The organism is Fibrivirga algicola (assembly GCF_011742925.1).
GTDB lineage: Bacteria > Bacteroidota > Bacteroidia > Cytophagales > Spirosomataceae > Fibrella > Fibrella algicola.
In genome coordinates this window covers 303,421-327,156 of the sequence record NZ_WAEL01000002.1, presented here as the reverse complement: position 1 = coordinate 327,156, position 23,736 = coordinate 303,421, and the positions used below count along the sequence as shown (strand labels likewise).

The 23,736-nt window shown below is 53.3% G+C and carries 18 protein-coding genes and 1 tRNA gene; 13 read left to right on the top strand and 6 right to left on the bottom strand.

Features of this window, described 5'->3' with window-relative positions; translation table 11 throughout:
- Nucleotides 1-42 precede the first annotated feature (42 nt).
- Together prmA and F7231_RS06585 are read right to left on the bottom strand one after the other, a co-directional pair.
- Nucleotides 43-879, bottom strand: a complete 837-nt coding sequence (gene prmA, locus F7231_RS06590; RefSeq protein ID WP_166691350.1) for a 50S ribosomal protein L11 methyltransferase — start codon at nt 877-879, stop codon at nt 43-45.
- A 71-nt stretch (nt 880-950) separates the two neighbouring features.
- Nucleotides 951-1,541, bottom strand: a complete 591-nt coding sequence (locus F7231_RS06585) for a YdeI/OmpD-associated family protein (protein WP_166691349.1) — start codon at nt 1,539-1,541, stop codon at nt 951-953.
- A gap of 74 nt (nt 1,542-1,615) precedes the next feature.
- Between F7231_RS06585 and F7231_RS06580 the strand changes: the two genes are divergently transcribed.
- Nucleotides 1,616-3,106, top strand: coding sequence for a lipopolysaccharide biosynthesis protein (locus F7231_RS06580; protein ID WP_166691348.1), 1,491 nt, complete (start codon nt 1,616-1,618; stop codon nt 3,104-3,106).
- On the opposite strand, the gene F7231_RS06575 is transcribed toward F7231_RS06580, so the two are convergent.
- The 3 genes from F7231_RS06575 to F7231_RS06565 form a co-directional block, all read right to left on the bottom strand.
- Nucleotides 3,082-4,278 (bottom strand): putative sugar nucleotidyl transferase, encoded by a 1,197-nt coding sequence (locus tag F7231_RS06575; RefSeq protein ID WP_166691347.1) that lies wholly within the window; start codon nt 4,276-4,278, stop codon nt 3,082-3,084. The genes F7231_RS06580 and F7231_RS06575 overlap by 25 nt on opposite strands.
- Before the next feature lie 81 nt (nt 4,279-4,359).
- The gene (locus tag F7231_RS06570; RefSeq protein ID WP_085412291.1) at nt 4,360-4,959 is read right to left on the bottom strand and encodes a cytochrome c oxidase subunit 3; all 600 of its coding nucleotides are present in this window, start codon (nt 4,957-4,959) and stop codon (nt 4,360-4,362) included.
- Nucleotides 4,960-5,066: 107 nt separating this feature from the next.
- Nucleotides 5,067-5,894: a 4-(cytidine 5'-diphospho)-2-C-methyl-D-erythritol kinase gene (locus F7231_RS06565; protein ID WP_166691346.1), complete on the bottom strand. Its 828-nt coding sequence runs from the start codon at nt 5,892-5,894 to the stop codon at nt 5,067-5,069.
- Between the two features lie 77 nt (nt 5,895-5,971).
- Between F7231_RS06565 and F7231_RS06560 the strand changes: the two genes are divergently transcribed.
- The 12 genes from F7231_RS06560 to F7231_RS06505 all read left to right on the top strand — a co-directional run bounded on the left by F7231_RS06560 (nt 5,972) and on the right by F7231_RS06505 (nt 22,025).
- Nucleotides 5,972-6,580 (top strand): HupE/UreJ family protein, encoded by a 609-nt coding sequence (locus tag F7231_RS06560; protein ID WP_166691345.1) that lies wholly within the window; start codon nt 5,972-5,974, stop codon nt 6,578-6,580.
- Nucleotides 6,581-6,779: 199 nt separating this feature from the next.
- Nucleotides 6,780-9,191: a M1 family metallopeptidase gene (locus F7231_RS06555; RefSeq protein WP_166691344.1), complete on the top strand. Its 2,412-nt coding sequence runs from the start codon at nt 6,780-6,782 to the stop codon at nt 9,189-9,191.
- Nucleotides 9,192-9,329: 138 nt separating this feature from the next.
- Nucleotides 9,330-11,933 carry a zinc-dependent metalloprotease gene (locus F7231_RS06550; RefSeq protein ID WP_085412295.1) on the top strand — a complete coding sequence of 868 codons (2,604 nt, stop codon included), beginning with the start codon at nt 9,330-9,332 and terminating at the stop codon, nt 11,931-11,933.
- A 105-nt stretch (nt 11,934-12,038) separates the two neighbouring features.
- Nucleotides 12,039-12,115: transfer RNA gene (locus F7231_RS06545), tRNA-Pro, on the top strand.
- A 297-nt stretch (nt 12,116-12,412) separates the two neighbouring features.
- Nucleotides 12,413-13,360, top strand: a complete 948-nt coding sequence (locus tag F7231_RS06540; RefSeq protein ID WP_166691343.1) for a Brp/Blh family beta-carotene 15,15'-dioxygenase — start codon at nt 12,413-12,415, stop codon at nt 13,358-13,360.
- Between the two features lie 246 nt (nt 13,361-13,606).
- The gene (locus F7231_RS06535; protein WP_085412296.1) at nt 13,607-14,362 is read left to right on the top strand and encodes a bacteriorhodopsin-like; all 756 of its coding nucleotides are present in this window, start codon (nt 13,607-13,609) and stop codon (nt 14,360-14,362) included.
- A gap of 100 nt (nt 14,363-14,462) precedes the next feature.
- On the top strand, nt 14,463-15,710 hold the full coding sequence (locus F7231_RS06530) for a lycopene cyclase family protein (protein WP_166691342.1): 1,248 nt from the start codon (nt 14,463-14,465) through the stop codon (nt 15,708-15,710).
- Nucleotides 15,711-16,053: 343 nt separating this feature from the next.
- Nucleotides 16,054-17,250, top strand: a complete 1,197-nt coding sequence (locus tag F7231_RS06525; RefSeq protein ID WP_166691341.1) for an MFS transporter — start codon at nt 16,054-16,056, stop codon at nt 17,248-17,250.
- The gene (locus F7231_RS06520) at nt 17,247-18,707 is read left to right on the top strand and encodes an AMP-binding protein (RefSeq protein ID WP_166691340.1); all 1,461 of its coding nucleotides are present in this window, start codon (nt 17,247-17,249) and stop codon (nt 18,705-18,707) included. Before F7231_RS06525 ends, F7231_RS06520 begins: the two co-directional genes overlap by 4 nt.
- 206 nt (nt 18,708-18,913) lie before the next feature.
- The gene (locus F7231_RS06515) at nt 18,914-19,753 is read left to right on the top strand and encodes an SDR family oxidoreductase (RefSeq protein ID WP_166691339.1); all 840 of its coding nucleotides are present in this window, start codon (nt 18,914-18,916) and stop codon (nt 19,751-19,753) included.
- 15 nt (nt 19,754-19,768) lie between these two features.
- Nucleotides 19,769-20,956, top strand: coding sequence for a mannonate dehydratase (gene uxuA, locus F7231_RS06510; protein WP_085412301.1), 1,188 nt, complete (start codon nt 19,769-19,771; stop codon nt 20,954-20,956).
- A 136-nt stretch (nt 20,957-21,092) separates the two neighbouring features.
- Nucleotides 21,093-22,025 (top strand): glycosyltransferase family 2 protein, encoded by a 933-nt coding sequence (locus F7231_RS06505; RefSeq protein ID WP_166691338.1) that lies wholly within the window; start codon nt 21,093-21,095, stop codon nt 22,023-22,025.
- A gap of 34 nt (nt 22,026-22,059) precedes the next feature.
- Here the strand turns inward: F7231_RS06505 and F7231_RS06500 are convergent, their stop codons facing one another.
- Complete coding sequence (locus F7231_RS06500; RefSeq protein ID WP_166691337.1) at nt 22,060-23,727, bottom strand: hypothetical protein; 1,668 nt, start codon at nt 23,725-23,727, stop codon at nt 22,060-22,062.
- Nucleotides 23,728-23,736: the final 9 nt, after the last annotated feature.

The window sequence follows — 23,736 nt, the reverse complement described above, 5'->3', positions numbered from 1 at the left end:
CTTTGAACAGGCTACACCGACCATAGCCCGAGTGCCTGCTAACTAGTTCTTAAACAGTACCGACGCCCATTGGTTGCGCGTCAGTTGGGTCACCATCGACAAACCGGCGTCGACGGCTTTTTGGGTAATGTCGGGCGCATCATGCTCGTAAAAACCGCTGACCAGCAAATAGCCGCCCGGCCGTAAATGCGAAACGTAGGCCGGAATTTCGGCGAGTAGCACGTTCCGGTTAATGTTGGCCAACACAATGTCGAACCGTTCACCAGCGTCTACCCCCTCGATCGTGCCGCCGAAGACACGTACCTGAGGGCAGTGGTTCAGCGCCGCGTTTTCGATGGCATTTTCTACTGCCCATTCTTCAATGTCGAACGCCAGCGCATCGGTCGCGCCAAGCTTCACCGCCAGAATAGCCAGAATACCGGTTCCACTCCCCACATCAAGTACCGCTTTGCCCGAATGGTCGAGGCCTAACTGGTGCTGCATCATCATGTGCGTCGTTTCATGATGCCCTGTTCCAAACGACATTTTGGGATTAATCAACAGGTCATATGTGAACCGACTGTCTGGCTCGTGAAACGAGGCGCGTATCCGCACCGACGCTGCTTCTGTCATCACCTCGATGGGCTGGTAATTCTGTTCCCACTCAGCGTTCCAGTTCTTCTTTTCTAACGAATTAACGGTGTAGGCTATTGCAGTTTGCGCCTGATAACGAGCCACTATATCGGCCACGGCGTCGGCGTCGAAATCGGCTTCAGGTATGTAGGCATTCAGCCCTTCGTCGGTGTCGGTAAATGATTCAAAGCCAAGCTCGGCGAGTTCGGCGGTGAGGATATCGGCAAAGTCAGGCGAAAGCGTCAGTTGGAGTTCAATGTAGTTCATAGACCAAAGGTACGGTGACAAGCAGAACCAACCGACCTACGGCCTGGTGGTGTAGTGATAGCCTCTCGCTGTTATTTTTTGACGAACTGGTTGGCTCTGATGTTCTGAGCGGCCAGCGTAGCGGTGTCAAGAATACGCTTGGCGCGTGTTTCCGGCCGTTTGGCGTTCAGTATCCATTGCAAAATCCCCTGTTTGATCGATTTCGGAAACGCAGAAAAGTTGGTTTCGGCCGGTTGGTGAGCCTGTAAAGCCGTCAGCAGATCGGCTGGAATAACCACCGCTTCAACCTCCTCGAGGGCTGTCCAGGTACCGGTTTCTTTGGCCAGATCGACCATGCGCTGCCCGGCGGGCGTCATTAGGCCCTGTTCGATGAGTTGGGCCACGCGAATCTTGTTCAGGCCGCTCCAGTTGCTGCTGGGCTTGCGGGGCGAATAGTAGAGCATCGACCGCTCGTTGTCGACTTTGTTTGGTTTGCTGTCAATCCAACCGAAACAGAGCGCTTCCAGTACGCCTTCAGCATAGGAGATCGTTGACTTGCCTGTTGCGGCTTTGTAGGATAATAGCCAAACGCCTTTCGACGTAGTGTGATTGGCGAGCAGCCAGTTTCGCCATTCGGCCCGGCTGCTTATCGCAACGATTGGGAAGCCGTCTGTGTGGATCATGGACATCGGTACCTGAATTTGGCGTTAATTTACGGGCCAGATCACATAGTTGTTCGGGTTGAGCAACGCCTCTAATGAGTTCAATACAACGCCAGACTATCCTGGGCACCGGTTTTTCCTACGCGGGTATCATCGTCGGTTTTCTGATTACCGGTCTCTTGCTGCCCAATATTCTGGAAACAGATCAGAATGGCCTTATTCAACTGCTGATGAGTGTGTCTATCATTCTGACGCAGTTTTCAAACCTAGGGATAAACGGTGCCGGGGGACGCTATTTTCCGTATTTCCGAAATTATGAACGCGGGCATGGTGGTTTTTTACTCCTGGCCCTGAGCTTGTCGATTCTTGGTTTTAGTGTGTGCACGATAGGTGTGTTCCTGTTTAAAGATCAGATTCAGGCGGCTAATCAGGCTAAATCTGCCCTGTTTTCTCAGTATTACCTGTTATTGATTCCGCTAACATTCAGCACGCTATTTTTCAACCTCTTCGATAACTACTCGCGGCTGTTATACGACAGTGTAACCGGCACCTTTTTGAAGGATTTTTTGCAGCGGTTTATCTTCCTTGGTGTGGTGCTGGCTTACTGGCAAGGGTTGATCAGTTTCCCCACCATGCTGGTGGGTTGGCTAAGTTCATACCTGGTTGCGCTGGTGCTAATGATGGTTAGCTTGATACGGGGAGGGCATTTTACGCTGTCGCCCCAACACCTTAGCTTGCCGCCCGATCTGCGCAGGTCGCTGCTTCGTTACGCTGGTCTGACGCTGATGACGGGCTTATCCACACAGTTAATTCAGCATGTGGATAAGTGGCTTATCAACGAAGCGAAGGGCCTGGCTAGCACGGGTGTTTACGGTATCAGCGCGGCGTTTGGGTCGGTCATTGCTGCGCCGGCCAATATGCTCTATAAAGTATCGGGTGTGGTGATTGCCGATGCGTGGAAAGAGAATAGGCCGGACACGATTCGGTCGGTGTATGAAAAAAGCTGCCTGAGCCAACTAGTTATTGGCTGCCTAGCATTTGTGGGGATTGCCGCCAACCTGCCTACTATTTTCCAATTTCTGAAGCCCGAATACGAGGCTGGTTACTTCGTAGTGCTCTGGCTGGGGTTCGGCAAACTGGTCGACATGTCAGCGGGGGTGAACGGCCAGATTTTGGGTACGTCGCGCCGCTACGCCTGGGATTCTGTTTTCAACGTGGCCATGATGGTCATCACCGTGGCCATCACGCCCAGCCTGATCCGCGCCTATGGCATCGAAGGGGCCGCTATCGGGGCGGTGATCGCCACGGTGCTGTTCAATGCCGCCCGCACTGGGTTCGTTTGGTATAGCTTTGGCATGCAGCCTTTTAGCTGGCGTAACATAGCTGTGCTGGCGTTGGGCGCGGCGGTCTGGCTGCTGGCGTCATTACCGCCCTACCTGGCGGGCAGTAAATTGCTGTTGCTTGTTGATATAGCCCTGCGTTCGGCCGGCATTGTGTTGCTCTATGCAGGTACGTTGCTCGGGTTGCGCCTATACCCCGACCTGAACGGACTGGTAGCGCGTTACTGGGCGCGGGTAAGCTCGTAAACGGCCGTTAAAAGTGCTTCTTCATCGGCTCCAAAGGGGAGGCCGCGCCGACCAACCGTTTCGCGGGCCACGTACATCGCTTTGTCGAGGCGATAATCAGAAAAACCTTCGGCGGCACCGCCCCACGAGAACGAGGGAATGTGTTTGGGTTGGAAACCGGCTCCGAACACGTTGACGTTGACGCCCACGACTGTACCTGTATTGAATAGTGTGCTGATGCCCGCCTTTGTGAAATCGCCCATCATGAGGCCGCAAAACAGCCGCCCTGTATCCTCCAGCTGACCCGTAGCGTAACTATGTAGCTTCACATTGGTGTAGTCGTTCTTCAGGTTCGAATTATTGACGTTGGCCCCCAAATTGCACCATTCGCCAATGACCGAGTTGCCTAGAAAACCATCATGAGCTTTGTTGCTGTAGCCAAACAACACGGAGTTACCCACTTCGCCGCCCACCTTGCAAAACGGGCCAATGGTAGTGTTGCTCCGCATTTTGCCACCCCAGTTTACCGTCGAGTTGTCGCAGAGAGCAAAGGGACCGATCATAATGGAGCCTTCGCTGATGGTGGCGTTTTTGCCGATGTAAATCGGTCCGGCTTCGGCGTTCAGCACCGAGGCGCGGATGGTAGCTCCTTCTTCAATAAACAGATTTCCGGCCCCATACACCCGGCTGTGCGGATCGGTTAGCGGCGCTGAGGTACGTCCTGCCCGTTCATGGGCCGCCGTAACTTGGGTAAAATCGGCCCGTATCTGATCGCCGTTCAGCGCAAAAATATCGGGTAATTGCCGCAGCGTAACAGGCGCTTCGGCTGTGTAGACAGGGGTGAAGTCAGTCGCACTCGGCGCTTTGTCGAGACGATCGCCTGTCCGAACAGCAATGAGCGTCTGATCTTGAGTCAGCAGCGCCTGGCCATCTGTAAGGCCCTGAATGGCGGCAACCAGCGCGTCGGTTGGGCAAACGGCTCCGTTTATGTACAGGTTGTCTGTGCCTGTTATATGGGGAAATTTGGTCTGTAAGTAAGGCTCGGTCAGGTGCGAAACCGGGTGTTGAAGCCAGTGCTGCCACTTTTCAGTAAGGGTCCAGATACCCATACGGATATCGGCAACCGGCCGGGTAAAGGTAAAAGGCAGTAAAGCCGTCCGACTGGTTGGCTCATCGAAAAGAATATACTTCATAGGGCAAAGATAGGGCTGCCTGTGCGCTATACGAATTCCTGCCGTTGGCTGGCTCTGATCATAATTGTATGCTTGACGCTATTACAACCGCCAGTCGACGCGGTGATGGAAGAGCAGGAAGACGAATAAGACTACCCACAGTACATCGACGAAATGCCAGTAAAGGGTAATGAGCTTGATTTTTAATTGGTTAGGTGGGTTTACGCTGTAGACGAACGCCTCAACGTAGGCCCGGCGGCGCAACGCTTCGACCAGGGTGATGGTGATAAACACCAATCCGATCAGGATATGAAGTAAGTGAAGGCCCGAGATGATGTACACAAACCCACCCGCCGGGTTTCCTTGCAACCCCACGCCCGACCGCACCATCTGTCGCCACCCCCAGCCTTGAAGCAGGATAAACAACGTACCCAGCACCAGGGTGGTTGCCATATTGATGCGGTACACCGAAAACTGCTCGTGCCGGAACGCCCGGTTGGCATTGTGCAACGTCAGGCTGCTTAGCAGAATTACCAGCGTGCTAAGCACGAATACGTTGGGCAGAGCAACGTCTGACCAGCCGGGACCTGTTTGCCGAACAATGTATATTCCCAGCAGAACCGTGAACAGTAAAACGCTGCCCCCAATGCCCAGCCAAATCATAAACCGGAACGGCTCCCGCCGCTTTGTCAGTCGACTCATATTTTCTGTTTACTGGTTGCTGTTTACTGCCTTCGGTTGTTCTACTAATGCAATTAGATATACTTTAGCAAGCCGACAGAAGAAGGTAACAGCAACCGGTGAACCTTTTAAAGTTTATCATTCCAGACCGTATAACGCGAAAAAATGTCACTTCTCTCCGGTGGCGCCGAAAAAATGCCGTAGACTGTGGAGCCGCTACCGCTCATGCTGGCGTAAATGGCTCCTGTGTTGTACAACTGCTGTTTTATGTCGGCTAGTACCGGGTATTTCGGGAATAAACTATCTTCAAAATCATTGTGAACTCGCCCCCGCCAGCCCTCAATGGGAGCTTCGAGCAGGGTTCGTAATGGCACGGTGGGCTGTTTAGGCGTTACACCGGCGTAGGCCTCGGCGGTTGAAATGGCCAGATTTGGGTACACCAACTGAATGTAATACCCTGTCAAGTCCAGATCAATTTCCTCGAAAACATCGCCTTTCTCGGTACAGTACTGCGGTTTGTTCTGAATAAAAAAAGCGCAGTCGCTACCTAGTTTACGGGCGTAGGCTTCGCGCTGGTCGACGGCCAGATTCAGCTTGAACGCAGTATCGAGCAGGTTGATGGTCGTTGCGGCGTCGGCCGATCCGCCACCCAGGCCTGCGCCAATAGGTACCACCTTGTGCAGGTGCATTTGCACGGGTGGCAGGTCGTGATCGGCCCGCAGGAGTTCGTAGGCCCGCACACAGAGGTTATTCTCCGGTGTGTCGCCCAGAGTGCCAGGCCGGCCGGGAATGGGTAATCCGCTGGTGCTGAATCCAAACACCGGGGCGGGAATGATTTCTAATGCATCCGACCAGCCCACGGGGTAAAAAGCCGATAGCAGGTTGTGGAAGCCATCGGCACGCCGTTCGGTAAGTTGCAGACCGATATTGATTTTACAGGCAGGAAAGGCAATCATGGGGCGAAGGTAAGCGAGAAATGATGGTCTTCCAGTGCTTGTTTGCCCACATCATATGTACGTATACCTTTGCCAGTATGAGCGACTTCTTTATCTACCTGCGCCTGGGTTTCGACCACATCACTGATCCGAGCGGTTACGATCATATCCTGTTTGTTGTGGCGCTGTGTGCGGTGTACATCCTCAGTGAATGGCGGCAGGTGCTTATTTTAGTCACTGCCTTCACAATCGGTCATTCTGTTACACTCGCGCTGGCAACACTTAATCTCATTCAATACCGAACGGATGTGATTGAGCTACTTATCCCGATTACGATCCTCATTACTGCTTTCGCTAACTTCTTTTACCAGGAACCGAAATCGAGGCTGCTTACATCAGCCCGAAAAGAGAAACGCCCGTGGCGGTATGCACTGGCCTTACTCTTTGGCTTAATCCACGGCATGGGTTTTTCGAACTACCTACGCAGCCTGCTTGGTCGGGAAGCCGATATCGTGAAGCCCCTGCTGGCGTTCAACATCGGGCTGGAACTTGGTCAACTGTTGATCGTGGGTATTGTGCTAACTATAACGTACCTGGTATTGATGATTCCCCAAAGTAGTCGCCTGCGCTGGACCCTTATCGTGTCTGGAATTGTGGCGGGAATGGCTATCTCCCTCATTATGGCAAACCCACTGGTAACGAAGTAGGTACGTTCTTTCAACTGGTATTCAGAATGGTAATGGGCTGCGCTGGGCGGATAAACCCAATTTTTTACTTCGTTTAAGCGATTTGACGAATAATTAGTTGGGATATTCTCTTTTGTGATGAGCGGTTAACATGTGGAAACACTGTTTATCCGCTTTTTCCGTATTTTTAAGGCTGTATTTCATGAACAAACCTACTTCTATGCGACACACAATTGGGTCGGTGCTAACGATAGCCCTGGCTCTGCTGGTTGGCGAACGGGCCTTTGCCCAAACAGCTCCATCATCGTTTAGTGCCAATGACAAGTTTGAGCAGATGGGCCCTGCGCTGCCTACGCCAAATACCTTCCGCACGGCTGCTGGCGCTCCTGGTAAAGATTACTTCCAAAATCGTGCCGATTATGACATCAAAGTCACGCTCGATGATGCTCAGCAGAAAATTATTGGCTCAGAAACTGTAACGTATTTCAACAACTCGACCGACGAACTACGCTACATCTGGCTGCAACTCGACCAGAACCTATTTGCCAAAGGATCTACCAGCAGCATAACCCGCACCGGTGCAGTGCCCGAAACGGGGATGACCTTTGCCCAGTTGCAAAACCTGACCTCGGTGCGCGAGCGGAGCCAGCAGCAGGCTAGCGATAAATTTGGCTATAAGATTACGAAGGTGACGACCAAAACAGGTCAGACGCTCCCCTACACGATCAATCAGACCATGATGCGGATTGATCTGCCCACGCCGATGAAGCCAGGTACGTCATTTTCGTTCAATGTAGACTGGAATTACTTCGTTACCGAATACTACGGTCGTAGCGGGTATGAGAAATTTAAAGATGGTAACAGCAACTACTTCATTGCTCACTGGTTTCCGCGTCTTTGTGCTTACAATGACGTAAATGGCTGGCAGCACAAGCAGTTTTTGGGCACTGGTGAATTCACGCTGATTTTCGGAAACTACAAGGTAGCGATCACTGTACCCAGCGACCATGTGGTGGGAGCCACAGGCGAGTGTCTGAACTACAAACAGGTTCTGTCAGCTACGCAGCAAAAACGTTTTGCACAGGCGGCCACCAGCAAATCGCCGGTAGTTATTGTTACACAGGATGAGGCCGACGCAGCCAGCAAAGCGAAACCGGAAGACACAAAGTCGACGAAAACGTGGGTGTATAAAGCCGATAACGTACGTGACTTTGCTTTTGCCAGCAGCCGCCGCTTTATCTGGGATGCCATGCAGACCGACGTATACGGTGATGGCAAGAAAATCTGGAGCATGTCGTATTATGCCAAGGAAGGTAATCCGCTGTGGGGTCAATATTCGACACGCGTAGTTGAACATACATTGAAATCGTATGGTAACCGCACTATCAAGTACCCATACCCGGTAGCTATCTCGTGCCACGCTACAGCCGGTGGTGGTATGGAATATCCGATGATCTCATTCAACGGTGGTCGCCCGGAAGCTGATGGCACCTATTCTGAGCAAACAAAAGCAGGTATGATCGGCGTGATCATCCACGAGGTAGGGCATAACTTCTTCCCAATGATTGTTAACTCCGACGAACGGCAGTGGAGCTGGATGGATGAAGGGCTAAATACGTTTTGCCAATATCTGGCCGAGAAAGAGTGGGATTATAACTTCCCAAGCCGTCGGGGCGAGCCACAATACATTGTCGACTACATGAAGTCTGACAAAGCAGTACTATCGCCAATTATGTCGTCGTCTGACAATGTAATTAACCTGGGTGCCAACGCGTACGCTAAACCAGCCACAGCTCTGAACATTTTGCGTGAGACTGTGATGGGTCGCGAACTGTTCGACTATGCCTTTAAGGAATATGCTCGTCGGTGGGCATTCAAGTCACCTGAGCCGGCTGACTTCTTCCGTACCCTGGAGGATGCATCAAGCGTAGACCTTGACTGGTTCTGGAAAGGCTGGTTCTTCGGTGTCGAAGCTGTAGACCAGGATCTGGTGGAAGTAGACTGGTATCAGCCAAGTTCGCAAAACCCGGAAGTGGTAAAAGCTGAGGCCCGCGAAGCCTACAAGCGCCGGATGAATACCGTTGCCAAACAGCGCGATGCCGCTACGCAAAAAGAGACCGTTGTGGCCCAGGACTCAACCATGATGGACTTCTACAACCGCTATGACCAGTTTGCCGTTACCGATGCAGATAAGAAGAAGTACCAGGATTACCTGGCTACGCTGACACCGGACGAGCGTAACCTGCTGGAAACGAAACAGAACTTCTACACGCTGACCCTGAAAAACAGAGGTGGAATTCCAATGCCGGTAATTATCCGGATGGAGTTTGAAGATGGCACTGATTCGGTAGCCCGTCTCCCGGCCGAGATTTGGCGGTATAATACCAACCAGATCAACAAGGTGTTTGCAACGAGCAAAAAGGTAACACAGTGGACGCTTGACCCCTATCAGGAGATCGCCGACATTGATACTGAGAACAACTCGTTCCCGCGTGTAGCTAAGCCAACACGGCTGCAATTGTTTAAGCAGCGTCCGGGTGGATTTGGTCCGCAGGGCCCTAACCCAATGCAGCAACAGAAACAAGCTGGGGGTACACCGCCAGCTCAGCAGGGATCTGGTCAGCGACGTTAACCAGATTTTCACGTAGTCACAATAAATGCCAGCCTGGGAGAGACTGGCATTTATTGTGATTGCCTGCTTTCTACTTACCAGCCAGTTGGGCTACCGTTTTTACCCACCCAATACCCAATTACCAACAAACACATTTTCATGAATCTCAAAGTTACCCAAGCGCTTTACGCGACGGGACTGGCTCTTTGCGCATCGATGACGATGGCGCAGAATCGCCCCAGTGCCCCCACGTCGGCTACAGCAACCACACCGGTTGCCAATACCGCGTCACCAACAGCTGCCGGTCCGCCCCGCGCTGCTATCAGACCCTATCGTGAGGTAATCACCCGCGCTGCTAAAACCAGTCGGGGGTTATTTACTGCTCACCAGGTCGATGATAAATATTACCTGGAGATTGCTGACTCGCTGCTTGGCCGTGAGTTCATGGCGATTACCCGTATTGCCAAAGCCCCAACGGGTGCTGGTTACGGTGGTGAACTGGCCAACCGGCAGGTGCTCCGTTGGGAGCGTGGTCCGGATCGTCGGTTGTTGTTGCGTGTTGTAAGCTACATCAACGTGGCTACAGCTACTGGTGATACCCTGCCTATTTCACAGGCCGTTCGCAACTCGAACGTTGAGCCCATTGCGGCAGCGTTTGATCTGCGGGCTGTACGTAGAGATACCTCATCGGTGATCGACGTGACGGATTTCTTCCGAAACGACAACCAGGTTGTATCCCTGACACCAGCTACTAAGTCGCGTTACCGGATCACCACGGCCGCCGCCGACCGATCGTTTATCCAGACGGTGAAGTCGTACCCGATCAACACGGAAGTACGGGTTACGAAGACGTTCAACGTGAACACCACGCCAACTCCATTCTCGCCAATCCCGTCGCCGCAACAGACGGTGAGCCTGCCTGGTGGCAATGATGCGGGGGCTGTAACGATGGAAATTAATACGTCGATGATCCTGCTGCCGAAAGAGCCCATGCGTAAGCGTCTCTTTGACAGCCGCGTTGGTTTCTTTGCCAACAACTATACCGTTTACGATGATAATTCGCAGCGGACCGAAGACGAAACGTTCGCCGTTCGGTGGCGTTTAGAACCTAAGAATGACGCCGATGCCGAGCGTCAGAAAAAAGGTGAGCTGATTGAGCCAAAGAAGCAGATCGTGTATTACATCGATCCGGCCACACCAACTAAATGGCGTCCGTTCCTAAAAGCGGGGGTAGCCGACTGGCAGAAAGCTTTTGAGAAGGCAGGCTGGAAAAACGCCATCATTGCTAAGGACTGGAACCGCGCCGATACGACGCTCAGCCTCGAAGATGCCCGGTACTCAGTAATCCGTTATTTCGCCTCTGACATCGAAAACGCCTATGGGCCAAACGTAAATGACCCACGTTCGGGTGAGATCATCGAGAGCCACATCGGCTGGTACCACAACGTGATGAACCTGCTGCGGAAGTGGTATGTAGTACAGGGCGCCGCTGTAGACGCCCGCGCCCGCAAGCCTAAGTTTGACGATGAACTGATGGGGCAACTGATCCGGTTCGTGTCGAGCCATGAAGTAGGCCATACCCTTGGTCTGCGCCACAACTTCGGATCGAGCCACGCCACACCGGTTGAAAAACTGCGCGACAAAGCATTTATCGCGCAAAACGGCCACACGGCGTCAATCATGGACTATGCCCGTTTCAACTACGTAGCACAGCCTGAAGATGGCATCACCGATCTGTTTCCCCGTATTGGTACCTACGACATCTGGGCGGTCGAGTGGGGCTACAAGCCTGTTTACGATACCAAAGATGCTGCCGCCGATAAGCTGGTGCTGAATGGTTGGGTGAAGAGCCACGAGAAAGATCCACGCTACTGGTTTGGTACTGAAATTAACCCGATGGACCCCCGTTCGCAGAGCGAAGATCTAGGCGACAACGCCATGAAGGCCAGCGAATATGGTATTAAAAACCTAAAGCGGATCATGCCAAACCTGCCCGAATGGACCAAGGAAGAGGCTGAAGATTACGACAAGTTGCGCGAAATGTACGGTGAAGTGGTTGGTCAGTTTCGCCGGTATATGGGCCACGTAACCAAGTACGTTGGTGGTATCTACGAAACCCCACGTACCTATGATCAAACGGGTATGATGGTGTATGAACCAACGCCCCGCGCTTTGCAGAAGGAAGCCATGAACTTCCTGAATACACAACTGTTCCAGACTCCGACCTGGATTCTCGATCCGAAGATCATGCCGCTGGTACGGGCCGATCAGGGCATCGACTACATTCGGACGTTGCAGGAGACTACACTGAACAGCCTGACCGATGTGGGTCGACTATCGCGCCTGATCGAAACGGGTTCGGGTTCGCTGGCTAAAGCTGGCACGCCAAGCTACACACTCATCGAGTTTATGGGTGATCTGCAGAACGGCATTTATTCAGAGCTGGCAACGGGTAAGTCAATTGACATCTACCGTCGGAACCTACAGAAAGCTTATGTAGAGAAGCTGATCGCCGTATTGAACACACCTGCCTCGTCGGGTGCAACGGTTGTTGCAGGTGGTGGTGCCGGTTTCCGGTTCAATGCTGGTCCGGTAACAGACATTCGCAAGTCAGATATCATGTCGGTTGTTCGTGGTCAGTTAACCGGCCTGCAGCGTAGTATTGCAGCGGCTATGCCCCGTCAGGCAGACACGATGAGCAAATATCACCTGGCCGACATTCAGGCGCGTATTCAGAGCGCCCTTGATCCGAAGAAAGGCTAGTAGTTGAGTGCATATTATAAGGGCGTTGCCAGGCAAAATTTAGCTTTGGCAACGCCCTTTTACTTTGTGCATTGAACCTGCTTTACTATCTTTGCAACTCCAAAACGGGATGTAGCGCAGTCCGGTAGCGTGCTTGCATGGGGTGCAAGAGGTCGTGGGTTCGAATCCCGCCTTCCCGACCAAAGCCAATCAGAAATGATTGGCTTTTTTGTTTTTTAGCTATTGTGGCTGCGTGGCAGTAAGTAGTCCTGGCTGTTCGCTGATGCGATTCGAATCACGCTTGAAATGATGGGCTTTTTTTGTGGCTACACGCTAAGACATCGAGTTACACTGTGGAATAAGCGGCCAATATACCTGGGAGATGGAATCGTGTCAGTGTCCTGTTTCTGAGTGTCTTGCTTAACTTGCCTATCCACGTTGCGGCTGTAGGACCATTCAGGCAATGCAGCGCGGTAATGTACCTGCCACCGACCTACTCTATGCCTATACAACTCCGTAACCTGATCCTGCAAACGCCTACGTACCTGACCATGTTGGTGGGGGTATTGCTCATTAGCTACCAGTATGGGGTAGGGCCACTACCGTTGCTGGTGCAATTTGTGGTATGTCTATTGCTGTTGCTGGCGGCGGGTATTCCGCATGGGGCACTTGACCATCTTATTGAGCAGCGACGGAGCGCACAGGCAAACCGGCCGTTTTCGATGGGCTGGTTTATTCTTAAATACCTGCTACTGATTGCAGCCTATGGGGTTGGATGGCTCGTATCGCCGGTTGGGAGTCTGGTTGTTTTTCTGGTCATCTCAGCCTGGCATTTTGGCGAAACCGACCTTGAGAATGCACCCGCTACCGTTTTATGGTCACTGGCCCGGTTTGTCTGTGGCGGTTGGGTGCTGGCGTTTATTTTGCTCACCCACTGGCAGGAGGTAAATCCCATCATAGCCCGCATTGTGCAGGGAGACCCGTACACGATTCAGGTCTGGACGTACCTAACCAGGCATACTGCCGCTGTAATGACTGGCATCACTGCTCTACTTATGACCCTTATCGGGCTGTCGTACTGGCAGCGCCCCATAGCTATAAACGGTGGGCGACTGCTTCGGTTGGGGGTAATACTGCTGCTAACTTACCCACTTCCGCTGCTACCGGCTTTCATTCTGTACTTCGCGGGCTGGCACGCCCTCAGCTCGTTCGGAAGCATTCGAGCCTACCTTAGCTTACCTGGCTCATCGTTGCATTCGGCGTGGCACTTATGGTGGCAAGCCATGCCGTTGACTGTCGCCGCCTTCTTGTTTTTAGGTACGTGTACAATTGCCTGGAAAATATACGTGCCTACCCTCGATCCAATACCTACTTTGTTTATTGTTTTGTCTACAATCACTCTACCGCATATCCAGGTCATGCATCAGTTGAATAATAAATATAAATAATTGAAAATGAGTTAATTAAAGTATTATTCTATTTAAATAATATTGATTATAAAGGCCTTGCTTTGTCATAATTACTTATGGTGATGCAGGGTTTTTTCTTGTTTTGTTTAATTTATTTTAAATAAAGCTAAACAAAACACGATCAAATGATGTATTTATATTTAAGTAATCAATTGTACTGTTTCAAGGCGGGTGCCTGGAACAGATCATGTAACTAGTAACCATCTTAACACATTCTGTACTTTTATGCTTAATCAGCTAAGTTCAATTCTGCTGGAAGCTCTCCAGCCAGGTGATGTAATCGGCTTCACCTTCTTCACCGGCTATATGTCGATGTTTGCCGCCTCCGTGTTCTTCTTCATGGAACGCAGCCAGGTAGATGGTAAGTGGAAAACGTCCCTGCTGATCTCGGGCCTCATCACTATGATTGCCTCAGTCCATTACTTCTACATGCGGGATGTATGGCTCAACACCCACACGTCGCCAACTGAATTCCGGTATATCGACTGGACGCTGACTGTACCCCTGATGTGCGTAGAATTCTACCTGCTCATCAAGCCTTACGGCGGTAAAGTGACTACCCTGTACAAGTTGGTCGCCTACTCGGTGCTTATGCTCGTAGCGGGCTACATTGGCGAAGCCATTCAGCCTGATCGTACGATCATGTGGGGCTTTATCTCAACGCTGGGTTACCTCGGTGTAATTTATGAAGCAACAGCCGGTGACGTGAAGAAAGTAGCCGACGCTTCGGCTAATCCTGAAGTAAGCAAAGCCGTTCGGTTGCTCCGCAACTTCGCTATCATTGGTTGGGCTATCTACCCAATTGGCTACATGGCCATGCCTGGTAACCTGCTGGCAGGAATGGGCCTGAACCTGGACCTGATTTACAACATCGCTGATGCAGTGAATAAAATCGGTTTCGGTCTGGTGGTATACGGTGCGGCAATGACCTCGACACAAAACGAGGCGAAATTAGTGAAAGCCACTACGGTTGCTGCCTAAGCAATTACACGTCATCAACAGACTAAAAAAGGGCCCATCTCACCCAGAGACGGGCCCTTTTGCCAATCAGATTTCCCTCCGTAGCTACAACTTACTGATTATGAAACGGTACGACATCATCATTGCGGGTGGTGGCATGGCTGGCCTGAGTTTATGTTATTACCTTAGCCAGTCGCCCCTGCGGAATAGCTCCATCCTGCTGATCGACCGGGAGCCTAAAGACCGCAATGATCGAACCTGGTGTTTCTGGGAGTCAGAGCCGGGTCCGTTTGAGTCAATCTTGTTCCGAAGCTGGCAGCAAGTGGCATTTGTCGGTAAAAAGGCGTCGCGTTTGTTACCCCTCGGTCAGTCGACCTACAAAATGTTGCGAGGCATTGATTTCTATGCGTTTGCCCGGGGGCAACTGGCCAACTTACCCAATCTGCATATTGAATACGCCACGGTTAACGACATACATGAAACGGCGGGCGGCGGTGTGGTACGGGCAGGCAACACCACGTACCTGGGCCGGTACGTGTTCGATAGCGTCAGTCCGCTGAGTACCAATCGTCCCGGCACACAGCACTTACTCCAACATTTCAAGGGATGGGTGATCACTACCGAATATGATTGCTTCGACGTTAGTACACCCCGAATCATGGATTTTCGGGTACCGCAGCTCAATGATTGCCGATTCTTTTACCTCTTGCCTTTCGACAAACGTACTGCACTCGTTGAATACACGGTTTTCGGGCAGCAAGTGTTGGCCGACGCTGAGTATACCGATGCGCTCCGCCGCTATATCAGCACGTTTATCGATACCGGCGGTTACCGGATTCAGGAAACCGAGCGGGGTGTTATTCCGATGACTGATGAATTGCCCCCAGTGCAGCCGGGCGGGCACGTACTGCGGATTGGAATGGCAGGCGGCTACACCAGGCCGTCAACCGGCTACACCTTCCAACGTACCCAGGAGTGCCTGCGGGGCCTGGTCGACAATTGGGTGAAAACGGGGACGCCCACGCTCCAGACTGGCGAGGTACGTAGCTGGGTAAAACGCGCTCTGGATACGGTATTTCTAAACGTACTGATTCACCATCGGATTCCGGCGGTTGATCTATTTACCCGCTTGTTCACTCATAACAAGCCAGCCGTTCTATTCCGGTTTATGAATGAAGAATCAACGTTTTGGGAAGACCTGCAGGTGATCAATTCCATGCCGAAGCGGCCCTTTGTGCTGGCAGCACTGGACAGCCTGCTCACCAGCGTGATGCAGCGCACTGAGCCGGTACGTTCACAACAACACACCGCTCGCCTACCGAAATCGGCACCGACCCATCGGGTACGGCTCGATCAGGTGAACTGCTGACCTACTGTTGCGCCGAAAGTTCAGGTACGTTGCCTGACACTCAGTTACTGCTCCAATGGGCATTCGAGCAGGGCATTTACTAGCTATGCTGTCTGGGCCATGTTGTCTAAGGAAACCACCGATCGTCTGTTGTTTGAGCGTGTCTTCGACTTGTTAGCTCAGCAGCCAGGTGCTCAAGCGCCTACGCTATTTTTCCACGAAATTATCCCCCCCTGTTTTTCGGCCACGAGGGAAAATCTATTCCATCAGTGTAGGATGCGGACACGCTTCACCTCAACGAAGCAGGATATAAATGCTGGGCTGTGCTTATTAAGGAAAACCTAAACCGTCTACTTTTTAAGTCATGAACGCACCTACTACGGAAGCCAACCTTGACCCGCAGGCCGCTGTCCGGAGCGAAGCCCTGATTTTGCTTTGCGCCTGTTCGGTTGCCTTTGCTTTTTCGTGCAATTACACCAACCACGCGCCGCTGGTACCTTTACTCATCAAGGAGTTTGGCGTCACCAAAGCTATGGCGGGCCTGCTGACAACCGGTATTTTCCTGACCCATGCCCTGATGCAGATTCCGGGTGGACACCTGGCTGACACTTACGGCGGACGGCGGGTATTGCTGATAGCGCTGGCCGTGGTTTGTCTGGGCAACTTCGGCATCTCCTTCGCTACCAGCTACAATCAATTGTTGTTCTGGAAAGTTGTGACGGGCCTGGGAACGGGCAGCAGTTTTGTAGCGGGAGCGCGCTACCTGACGCAGGTACTGCCGACCAGTCGCCTGCACATGGCGCAGGGCTACTACGGTGGTTCGGTGCTGCTGGGGTCGGGCTTTGTGATTTTTGCCGTACCGCGCCTGGCCGAAGCGTTCGGCTGGCCGGGTGCGTTTATTTCTACCGCGCTGGTGGCCTTGTCTGTGTTGGTATTGTGCCTGTTTGCGGCCCCTGAAGCAACCGTACATAAGCACGCGGCGGGAAGTTTGCTGAAAATGCTGTCGCACGGGCAGCTCTGGTTGCTGGGGCTAGTGCAGATGGCATCGTTTGGCCTGGTGATCGTGGTCGGTACGTGGACAACCACCCTGCTGAAAGAGCAGCTTGGTGAGAAGCCGGAAACTAAGCTGCTCATCAGCTTTATTGCTTCGTTAGTCTTGCTGATTGGCATCTTTTCCCGGCCGTGGGGCGGGCAGCTAGTCGGTACAGTAGGCGTTCGAAAACTACTGCTGGTGAGTTTGCTGATGAACGCTGTTGGCTGCTTCTTGCTGGCCGTTTCGGGTAACTCGCTGGCTGTTGCCCTGCTCGGTATTGGGCTGCTAGGTGTAGGCTGCGGCCTGCCCTACGCGTCGCTGTTCAACCGGGCGGTAGCTCTGTTCCCTGGTCGAGGCGGGGCGGCAATGGGCTTGGTGAACATGCTGGGGATTGTGATGATTCTGGTCGGCGCACCGCTGGTTGGCAAGATCACGGACCTGACCGGCTCGTTTACGTCGGCCTTTGTTAGCCTCGGTGTCTTTGCGCTCGTTATCTGCCTTGTTTCGTTAAAAATCAACGATAAATGAATTTAACCCAACTCTTCGACTTGTCGCTCAAGGGGCGGCGGACTACTATTGCGCTTGAATTTGGCCCGGAAAGCTGGACGTTTGGCCAACTGGATGAGCAGGCTAATCAGATGGCCAACGTGCTGGCTGATCGGGGCCTGCAAGCCGGCGACCGCCTGGCGGTTTATCTCGAAAACAGCCCAACGTTCATTCAGCTATATCTAGCCTGCCTGCGGCTGGGCATCATTTTCGTGCCGGTCAACATTCTGTATCGGGAACGCGAGATCACCCACATCCTGACCGACGCTGAACCAAAAGCGCTGGTTGCATCGGGTAACGTACCCGGCGACTTTCCATTTTGGGAAATGGCCGAAATGGCCACAGAAGCATTCCAACAAACAACCGAACTGGCTTTGGCCAACCCAACAACGGGCGACAGTCCGGCGGCGCTGGTATACACGTCGGGTACGACGGGAGCCTCGAAAGGCGCTATTCTTACGCACAATAATTTCATTGCCAACGCCGTGAATCTGGTCAGTTGCTGGCAGATCACCGATGCTGACCGGTTCTGGCTGCCGCTACCGCTCTTCCACGTGCACGGTCTGGGCAATGGCATTCACTGCTGGCTCTTGTCAGGTTGCCGCATGCGGTTGCTGGAACGGTTCAACTACCAGACCGCCACGGAAGACTTACTTCAGTTCAAGCCAACGCTTTTCTTCGGCGTACCAACCATCTACATCCGTCTGCTCGACTGGCCCGACGAAACGGCCCGTCAACTGGGTGCCAGTATGCGGCTGTTCGTGTCGGGTTCGGCCCCGTTGCCCGCGCAGGTGATGGAAGCGTTCGCCGCCAAATTTGGCCACGTCATTCTGGAACGATATGGCATGACCGAGACACTGATGAACATCAGCAATCCGTACATTGGTGAGCGTCGTCCCGGCACCATCGGGTTTCCGTTGCCCGGCATCTCAGCCCGCATTCTGGACCCTGACGGGCAGGAGGTGGCAGTGGATGAAGAAGGGGAGGTGCACATCAAAGGGCCAAACGTTTGCGCCGGTTACTGGAAGCGCGACGACGCCACCCGGCAAGCCTTTACGGCCGATGGCTATTTCAAAACCGGCGATATGGGCGTTGTCAGTGCCGACGGGTACGTTACGCTGCGGGGCCGGAAAAGCGACCTGATCATTTCGGGTGGTTTCAATATCTACCCCCGCGAAATCGAAGAGTTTTTGCTCGAACAGGCCGAGGTAGCCGAAGCAGCCGTAGTTGGGGTGCCGCATGCCCGCCGTGGCGAAGTACCGGTGGCGTATATTGTGCCGAATGGCTCGTTCGACGCCGAGGCATTGTCGGCCCGCTGTCAGGCTGGGCTGGCGTCGTTCAAATTACCCAAAGCCTTCGTATCGGTAGAGAGCCTGCCCCGCACCGCCCTGGGAAAAGTACAGAAACACCTGCTCCCTAAACCCGCTGCTATTGACTAAGTAATGACTGGGTGGTTTCGGTGTATTACCTCGTAAAGCAATACACCACCAGAAGCAACGCGCTCTATAGCGTCCGTCAACCTAGGCAAGCGCTGAATAATGCACGAATAAAGCGCTTTTACGGGACCGGGCAGCCATGCGTATATTGCGGCCCATCAGTAGAAAGTGGCTTATTTAGGCTGTAATTGAGGACACAACCAGATAGTATGACTACCGAAGTAACACACACAGCACCCGTAAATCCATTTGATCTAACAGGGACTGTAACCATCGTAACAGGCGCAACGGGCGTGCTGGGCGAAGCATTTTGCTCAGCCATTGCGCAGGCTGGCGGCACCGTGGTGCTGATTGCCCGCAATCAACAAATGGGCCTGGAGCGGCAGGAAGCGCTTCGGAAAACCGGCGCCAATGCCCTATTCGTTCGCGCCGACGTACTGGTGCAGGCCGAACTCGACGCTGCCTGTGACACTGTGCTGGCTACCTATGGCCGGATTGATAACCTCGTGAATGGGGCTGGTGGCAACGTACCCGAAGCGGTAATTGGACCTGATAAAGATATTTTTTCGGTCGAAATGGAGGCGATCAAAAAGGTGTTCGACCTAAACCTCTATGGCACCATGATGCCCACGTTCACCTTTGGGAAACACATTGCTGAAAAAGGGGGCAGTATTATCAATATCTCGTCGATGGCTTCGCAAACGACCATTACGCGGGTGCTCGGCTACTCGATGGCCAAAGCCGCTGTCGATAATTTCACCCGTTGGATGGCCGTTGAACTGGCCAACCGGTATGGCGACCGGGTACGGATCAACGCCATTGCGCCCGGCTTTTTTATCAGTCACCAGAACCGAGCCCTGCTTACGCAGCCAGACGGGTCGTATACGAGCCGGGGTGAAGCCGTGATTCGCAGCACACCATTTCGCCGCTTTGGCGAGCCCGACGAACTGTCGGGTACGTTGATCTGGCTGCTGTCGGGCGCGTCGCGATTCGTGAGTGGTGAAGTAGTTTGCGTCGATGGCGCCTTTCATGTTTTTTCAGGCGTTTAAGTCAATCAATAACCAATGGCATTAGAACAAACCTGGCGATGGTTTGGCCCACAGGACCCCGTCAGTTTAGCCGATGTGCGCCAGGCAGGCGCAACGGGTATCGTATCGGCCCTGCACCACATTCCGAACGGACAAGTCTGGACGGTAGCCGAGATTCAAAAACGGAAGGATGAAATTGAACAAGCGGGGCTGGTCTGGTCGGTGGTCGAGAGCGTACCCATCCACGAAGACATCAAGAAGGCATCGGGCAATTACAAACAGTATATCGAGACTTACAAAGAGTGTCTAGTGAACCTGGCCCAGTGCGGTATCGATACAGTTTGCTATAATTTCATGCCCGTGCTCGACTGGACGCGCACCGATCTGGATTACCAACTGCCCGACGGGTCGCGAGCGCTGCGATTCGATATGACCGAGTTCTGCGCCTTCGAAGTCTACATCCTCAAACGGCCGGGTGCTGAAAAAAGCTACACGGCCCAGCAACTAACCCGCGCCAAGGCCTGGCTCGACGGGGCCGATGAAGGAGCAGTACAGAAGCTGACCCGCAACATCATTGCCGGTCTACCGGGCAGCGAGGAAAGCTTCACCCTCGAAGCCTTCGCCGATGTGCTGACCACCTACGACAAAGTTGATGAAGCGGCGCTGCGCACCAATCTGTATTCGTTCCTGAAAGAAATTACCCCCGTTGCCGAAGATGCGGGTGTTTTGCTCGCCATTCATCCCGACGACCCGCCATTTCCGATTTTGGGCCTGCCGCGCGTAGTAAGCACCGAAAGCGATGCCGAGCAACTGCTGGCGGCCTATGAAAGCAAGCACAACGGCTTGTGTTTCTGCACGGGCAGCTACGGTGTGCGGTCTGACAATGATCTGCCGGGTATGGCCGAACGACTGGGTAATCGGATCAATTTCGTACACCTCCGGGCCACACAGCGCGATGCAGACGGTAATTTCCACGAAGCCGATCACCTCGCGGGCGACGTTGATATGTATGGGGTGATGAAGGCATTGCTAGTCGAGCAGAAACGCCGGGAAGCCGAGGGACGGCAGGACCTGCGCATGCCGTTTCGCCCCGACCACGGCCACCGCATGCTCGACGATCTGAACCCAACCAAACGTACCAACCCCGGCTATACGGCCATTGGTCGGCTACGGGGCCTGGCCGAACTGCGGGGCCTGGAAATGGGTATCGAACGAGGGCTGTAGACGCGTTACAACAGACAAACACTAATCAGAAACAGGTCAGCACAACACCCACGCGGGTACTTCGTGCTGACCTGTTTTTTTGCTTAGGTACGTTCTCCTACGCGCTCAACAAGGTGCAGTGCGTACTTTTGTAGCTATGCAGCAATTTCCTCTGGTTTCGGTTGTGTTGGCCACCTATAACGGCGAACGCTTTCTGGAAGCGCAACTCGATAGCATTGTTCAGCAGACGTACCCAAATCTGGAAGTCGTTGTGGTGGATGATTGCTCGACCGATGCAACTGCAACCATTCTGACCCGCTATGCCGCGCGCTATCCGTTTGTGCGGGTGGTGATCAATGAAACGAACATTGGGTACGTTCGAAATTTCGAGAAAGGCATGCTACTGGCTACGGGCGAGTACATTGCACCCAGTGATCAGGACGATATCTGGCACCTCGATAAAATCAGCACGCTCGTTGCCCGCATTGGTGACAGCGAGCTGGTGTACGCCGATTCCCGCCTGGTCGACGAAGCGGGGAATAGCCTCGATATGGTTATTTCGGACGTTAAGCCGGTGCAGGACTTTGACAACTGCCTGGCGTTTGCCATCTGGAACACCGCTCCGGGCCACGCCATGTTGATCACGAAAAAACTGGTGCAGCAAACCACGCCGTTCCCCACCAGCATGCCACACGACCACTGGCTTTGCTTCGTGGCTACGTTTCACAAACCAATCCGTTTTATTCCCGACGTACTGGTCGACTACCGGCAGCATAGCCAGAACGTATTTGGCATCACCCATCGGGTCGATGGGGTTCGGCGGCAGCGCAAGCAGAAAAGCGAGGCCGAGAAACTGCGCTGTATCCGCGAGCGAATGCAACTTCTGTACGAAAAATGCCCCCCCGAGCTAACCGAGCAAAAACAGGTACTGGCGCAGCTGAATCAGAGCTATAAAAGCTTTTCGCTACGCAACAACTACGTTCGGATGATGACGTTCTTCCGCTATCGCGATCAGTTGATGGCAACCAAGAAGCGTCCTGCGTTCCGGAAATGGCTGTTTTGCCTGAAAATGTTCGTAAAAATCCGGTAGTGTCCAGCTGACGAGTGTTTCCCGGCTTACTGAATTACCGAAGCTGGGCCTGGATTTGCTGCACCAACTGATCGAACTTGTCGGGTAGGAATACTTCTTTCCGGAACAGCTTTCCCTGTGGCGTGATCAGTCTGACTGGCGATAGATCGCTCAGATTCAGGGCAGCAAACGCGGCATACGTCTGATTTTCGGCGAGTCGTACGTGCTCGCCTTTCAGTCGATTGCGAACGATGGATTCCAGCCAGAGTTTATCGTCGTCATCGTTGGTGCTGACGTACAGGACGGTAAAGTCACGTGGCGAAAAAACGTCTCTCAGTCGCTGGACGTCGCGGGCTAGTTGCCGCCCCGCTTCGTTGTTTGGCCCCCACAAAACCACGTAGATCACCCGGCCCCGATTCTGGTCAATCACCTTTTTCAGCAGTTCATCGCCGCTCCGGTTCGAGCCTGTAGTCACATAAATACCGTCGCTCACAACGCCGCTGTTTACGCCCGGCTGTTTCTCCAACACCAAGTAATCCGCGCGTGCTTTTCTGACTACCGCTGTATCGCGCAGCGCCTGACCAAGCAGGTCGCTGAACGACTGTTTGAGGTACGTATTCCCGATCTGCGGGTAGATGTACTGCCCGAGCAACTGAACCATGGTCAGCGTCGACTCTGAGATTACGGCATTCAGTGCGTACCCTTTCAGGTAGTCGATGGATGCGCTATCAAACAGGGGGCGGGCGGTTTGCATGGCGTTTTCGTAGGTCAGTAGCCGGGTCAGCGTGTCGGGGTTACGCTCCATCAGCTTCGACAGATACCGTACATCGGCCGTGCGGGCCGAGTTGGTTTCGCGAAAGGCTGCCAAACGCTGCCGGTCATTCTCGGTGAGGCCGGTGCCGTACTGGTCAAGCAGAGTCGCCAGCGTACGTATCCGGACGCCGCGTCCGCTGGTGGGGGTGTTTAGCTGAATACCCATGGCTGCATACGAGCCAAAGCGGTTCAGCGCCGAGGCGCGGCTGGCGGTCAGGAGGGTAATGGGGCCGGTTGTTAATACCTTAAACTGCTTGTCAGACAGCATGCGCTGTTCCTGGGCAGCTTTGTCGAATACATACGCTACGGCTTCGTTGTGTGCGTTGGCGAGCACCCAATCGCGCACCAGCGGAAACACCGACTGCTGTGCGGCGTATTTGTTGAATGTTTCGGTAAAAGCCTGGTAAAGAATTGAGTATGTTTGATTGACATCGCTTGTAGACGCTCGTTTGAAGAGGCGTTTCAGGGCTGATTCGTCCGGCTTGTTTTTCGCTTCGAAGGCTTTGTACTGAGCAAACTGCTGGTTCACCTGTGCATTGACGCCCCCAAACTGAAACGGGATGGCCGCCACATACAGCGAATCATTATCGAGATCGATGGTCAGGTTCCCCGCCGAAGCTAGAAAAGGCGTGGTGGCCTCGCCCACTACAAACTGCATTTCTTCTTGTGGATACACGATCGGCACGGCCACCCGGAATTTGCCGTCGGGCTGGAGTGGTGCGGGGAACGCCTGCTCGATGCCACCCCGTAGGATGTTCGTGCGTGTGACTAACACGTTGGGCGACTGCCGATACAGTTTCGCCGACAGCCGACGTACCTGACCCGATACAATAACTGAATCGACCGAAGATTGAGCCACGGCGGTAACCGTAGTCAGCAGTAGGAGAGAAAGTTGTAGCAGGCGGGTCATTACTTCTTG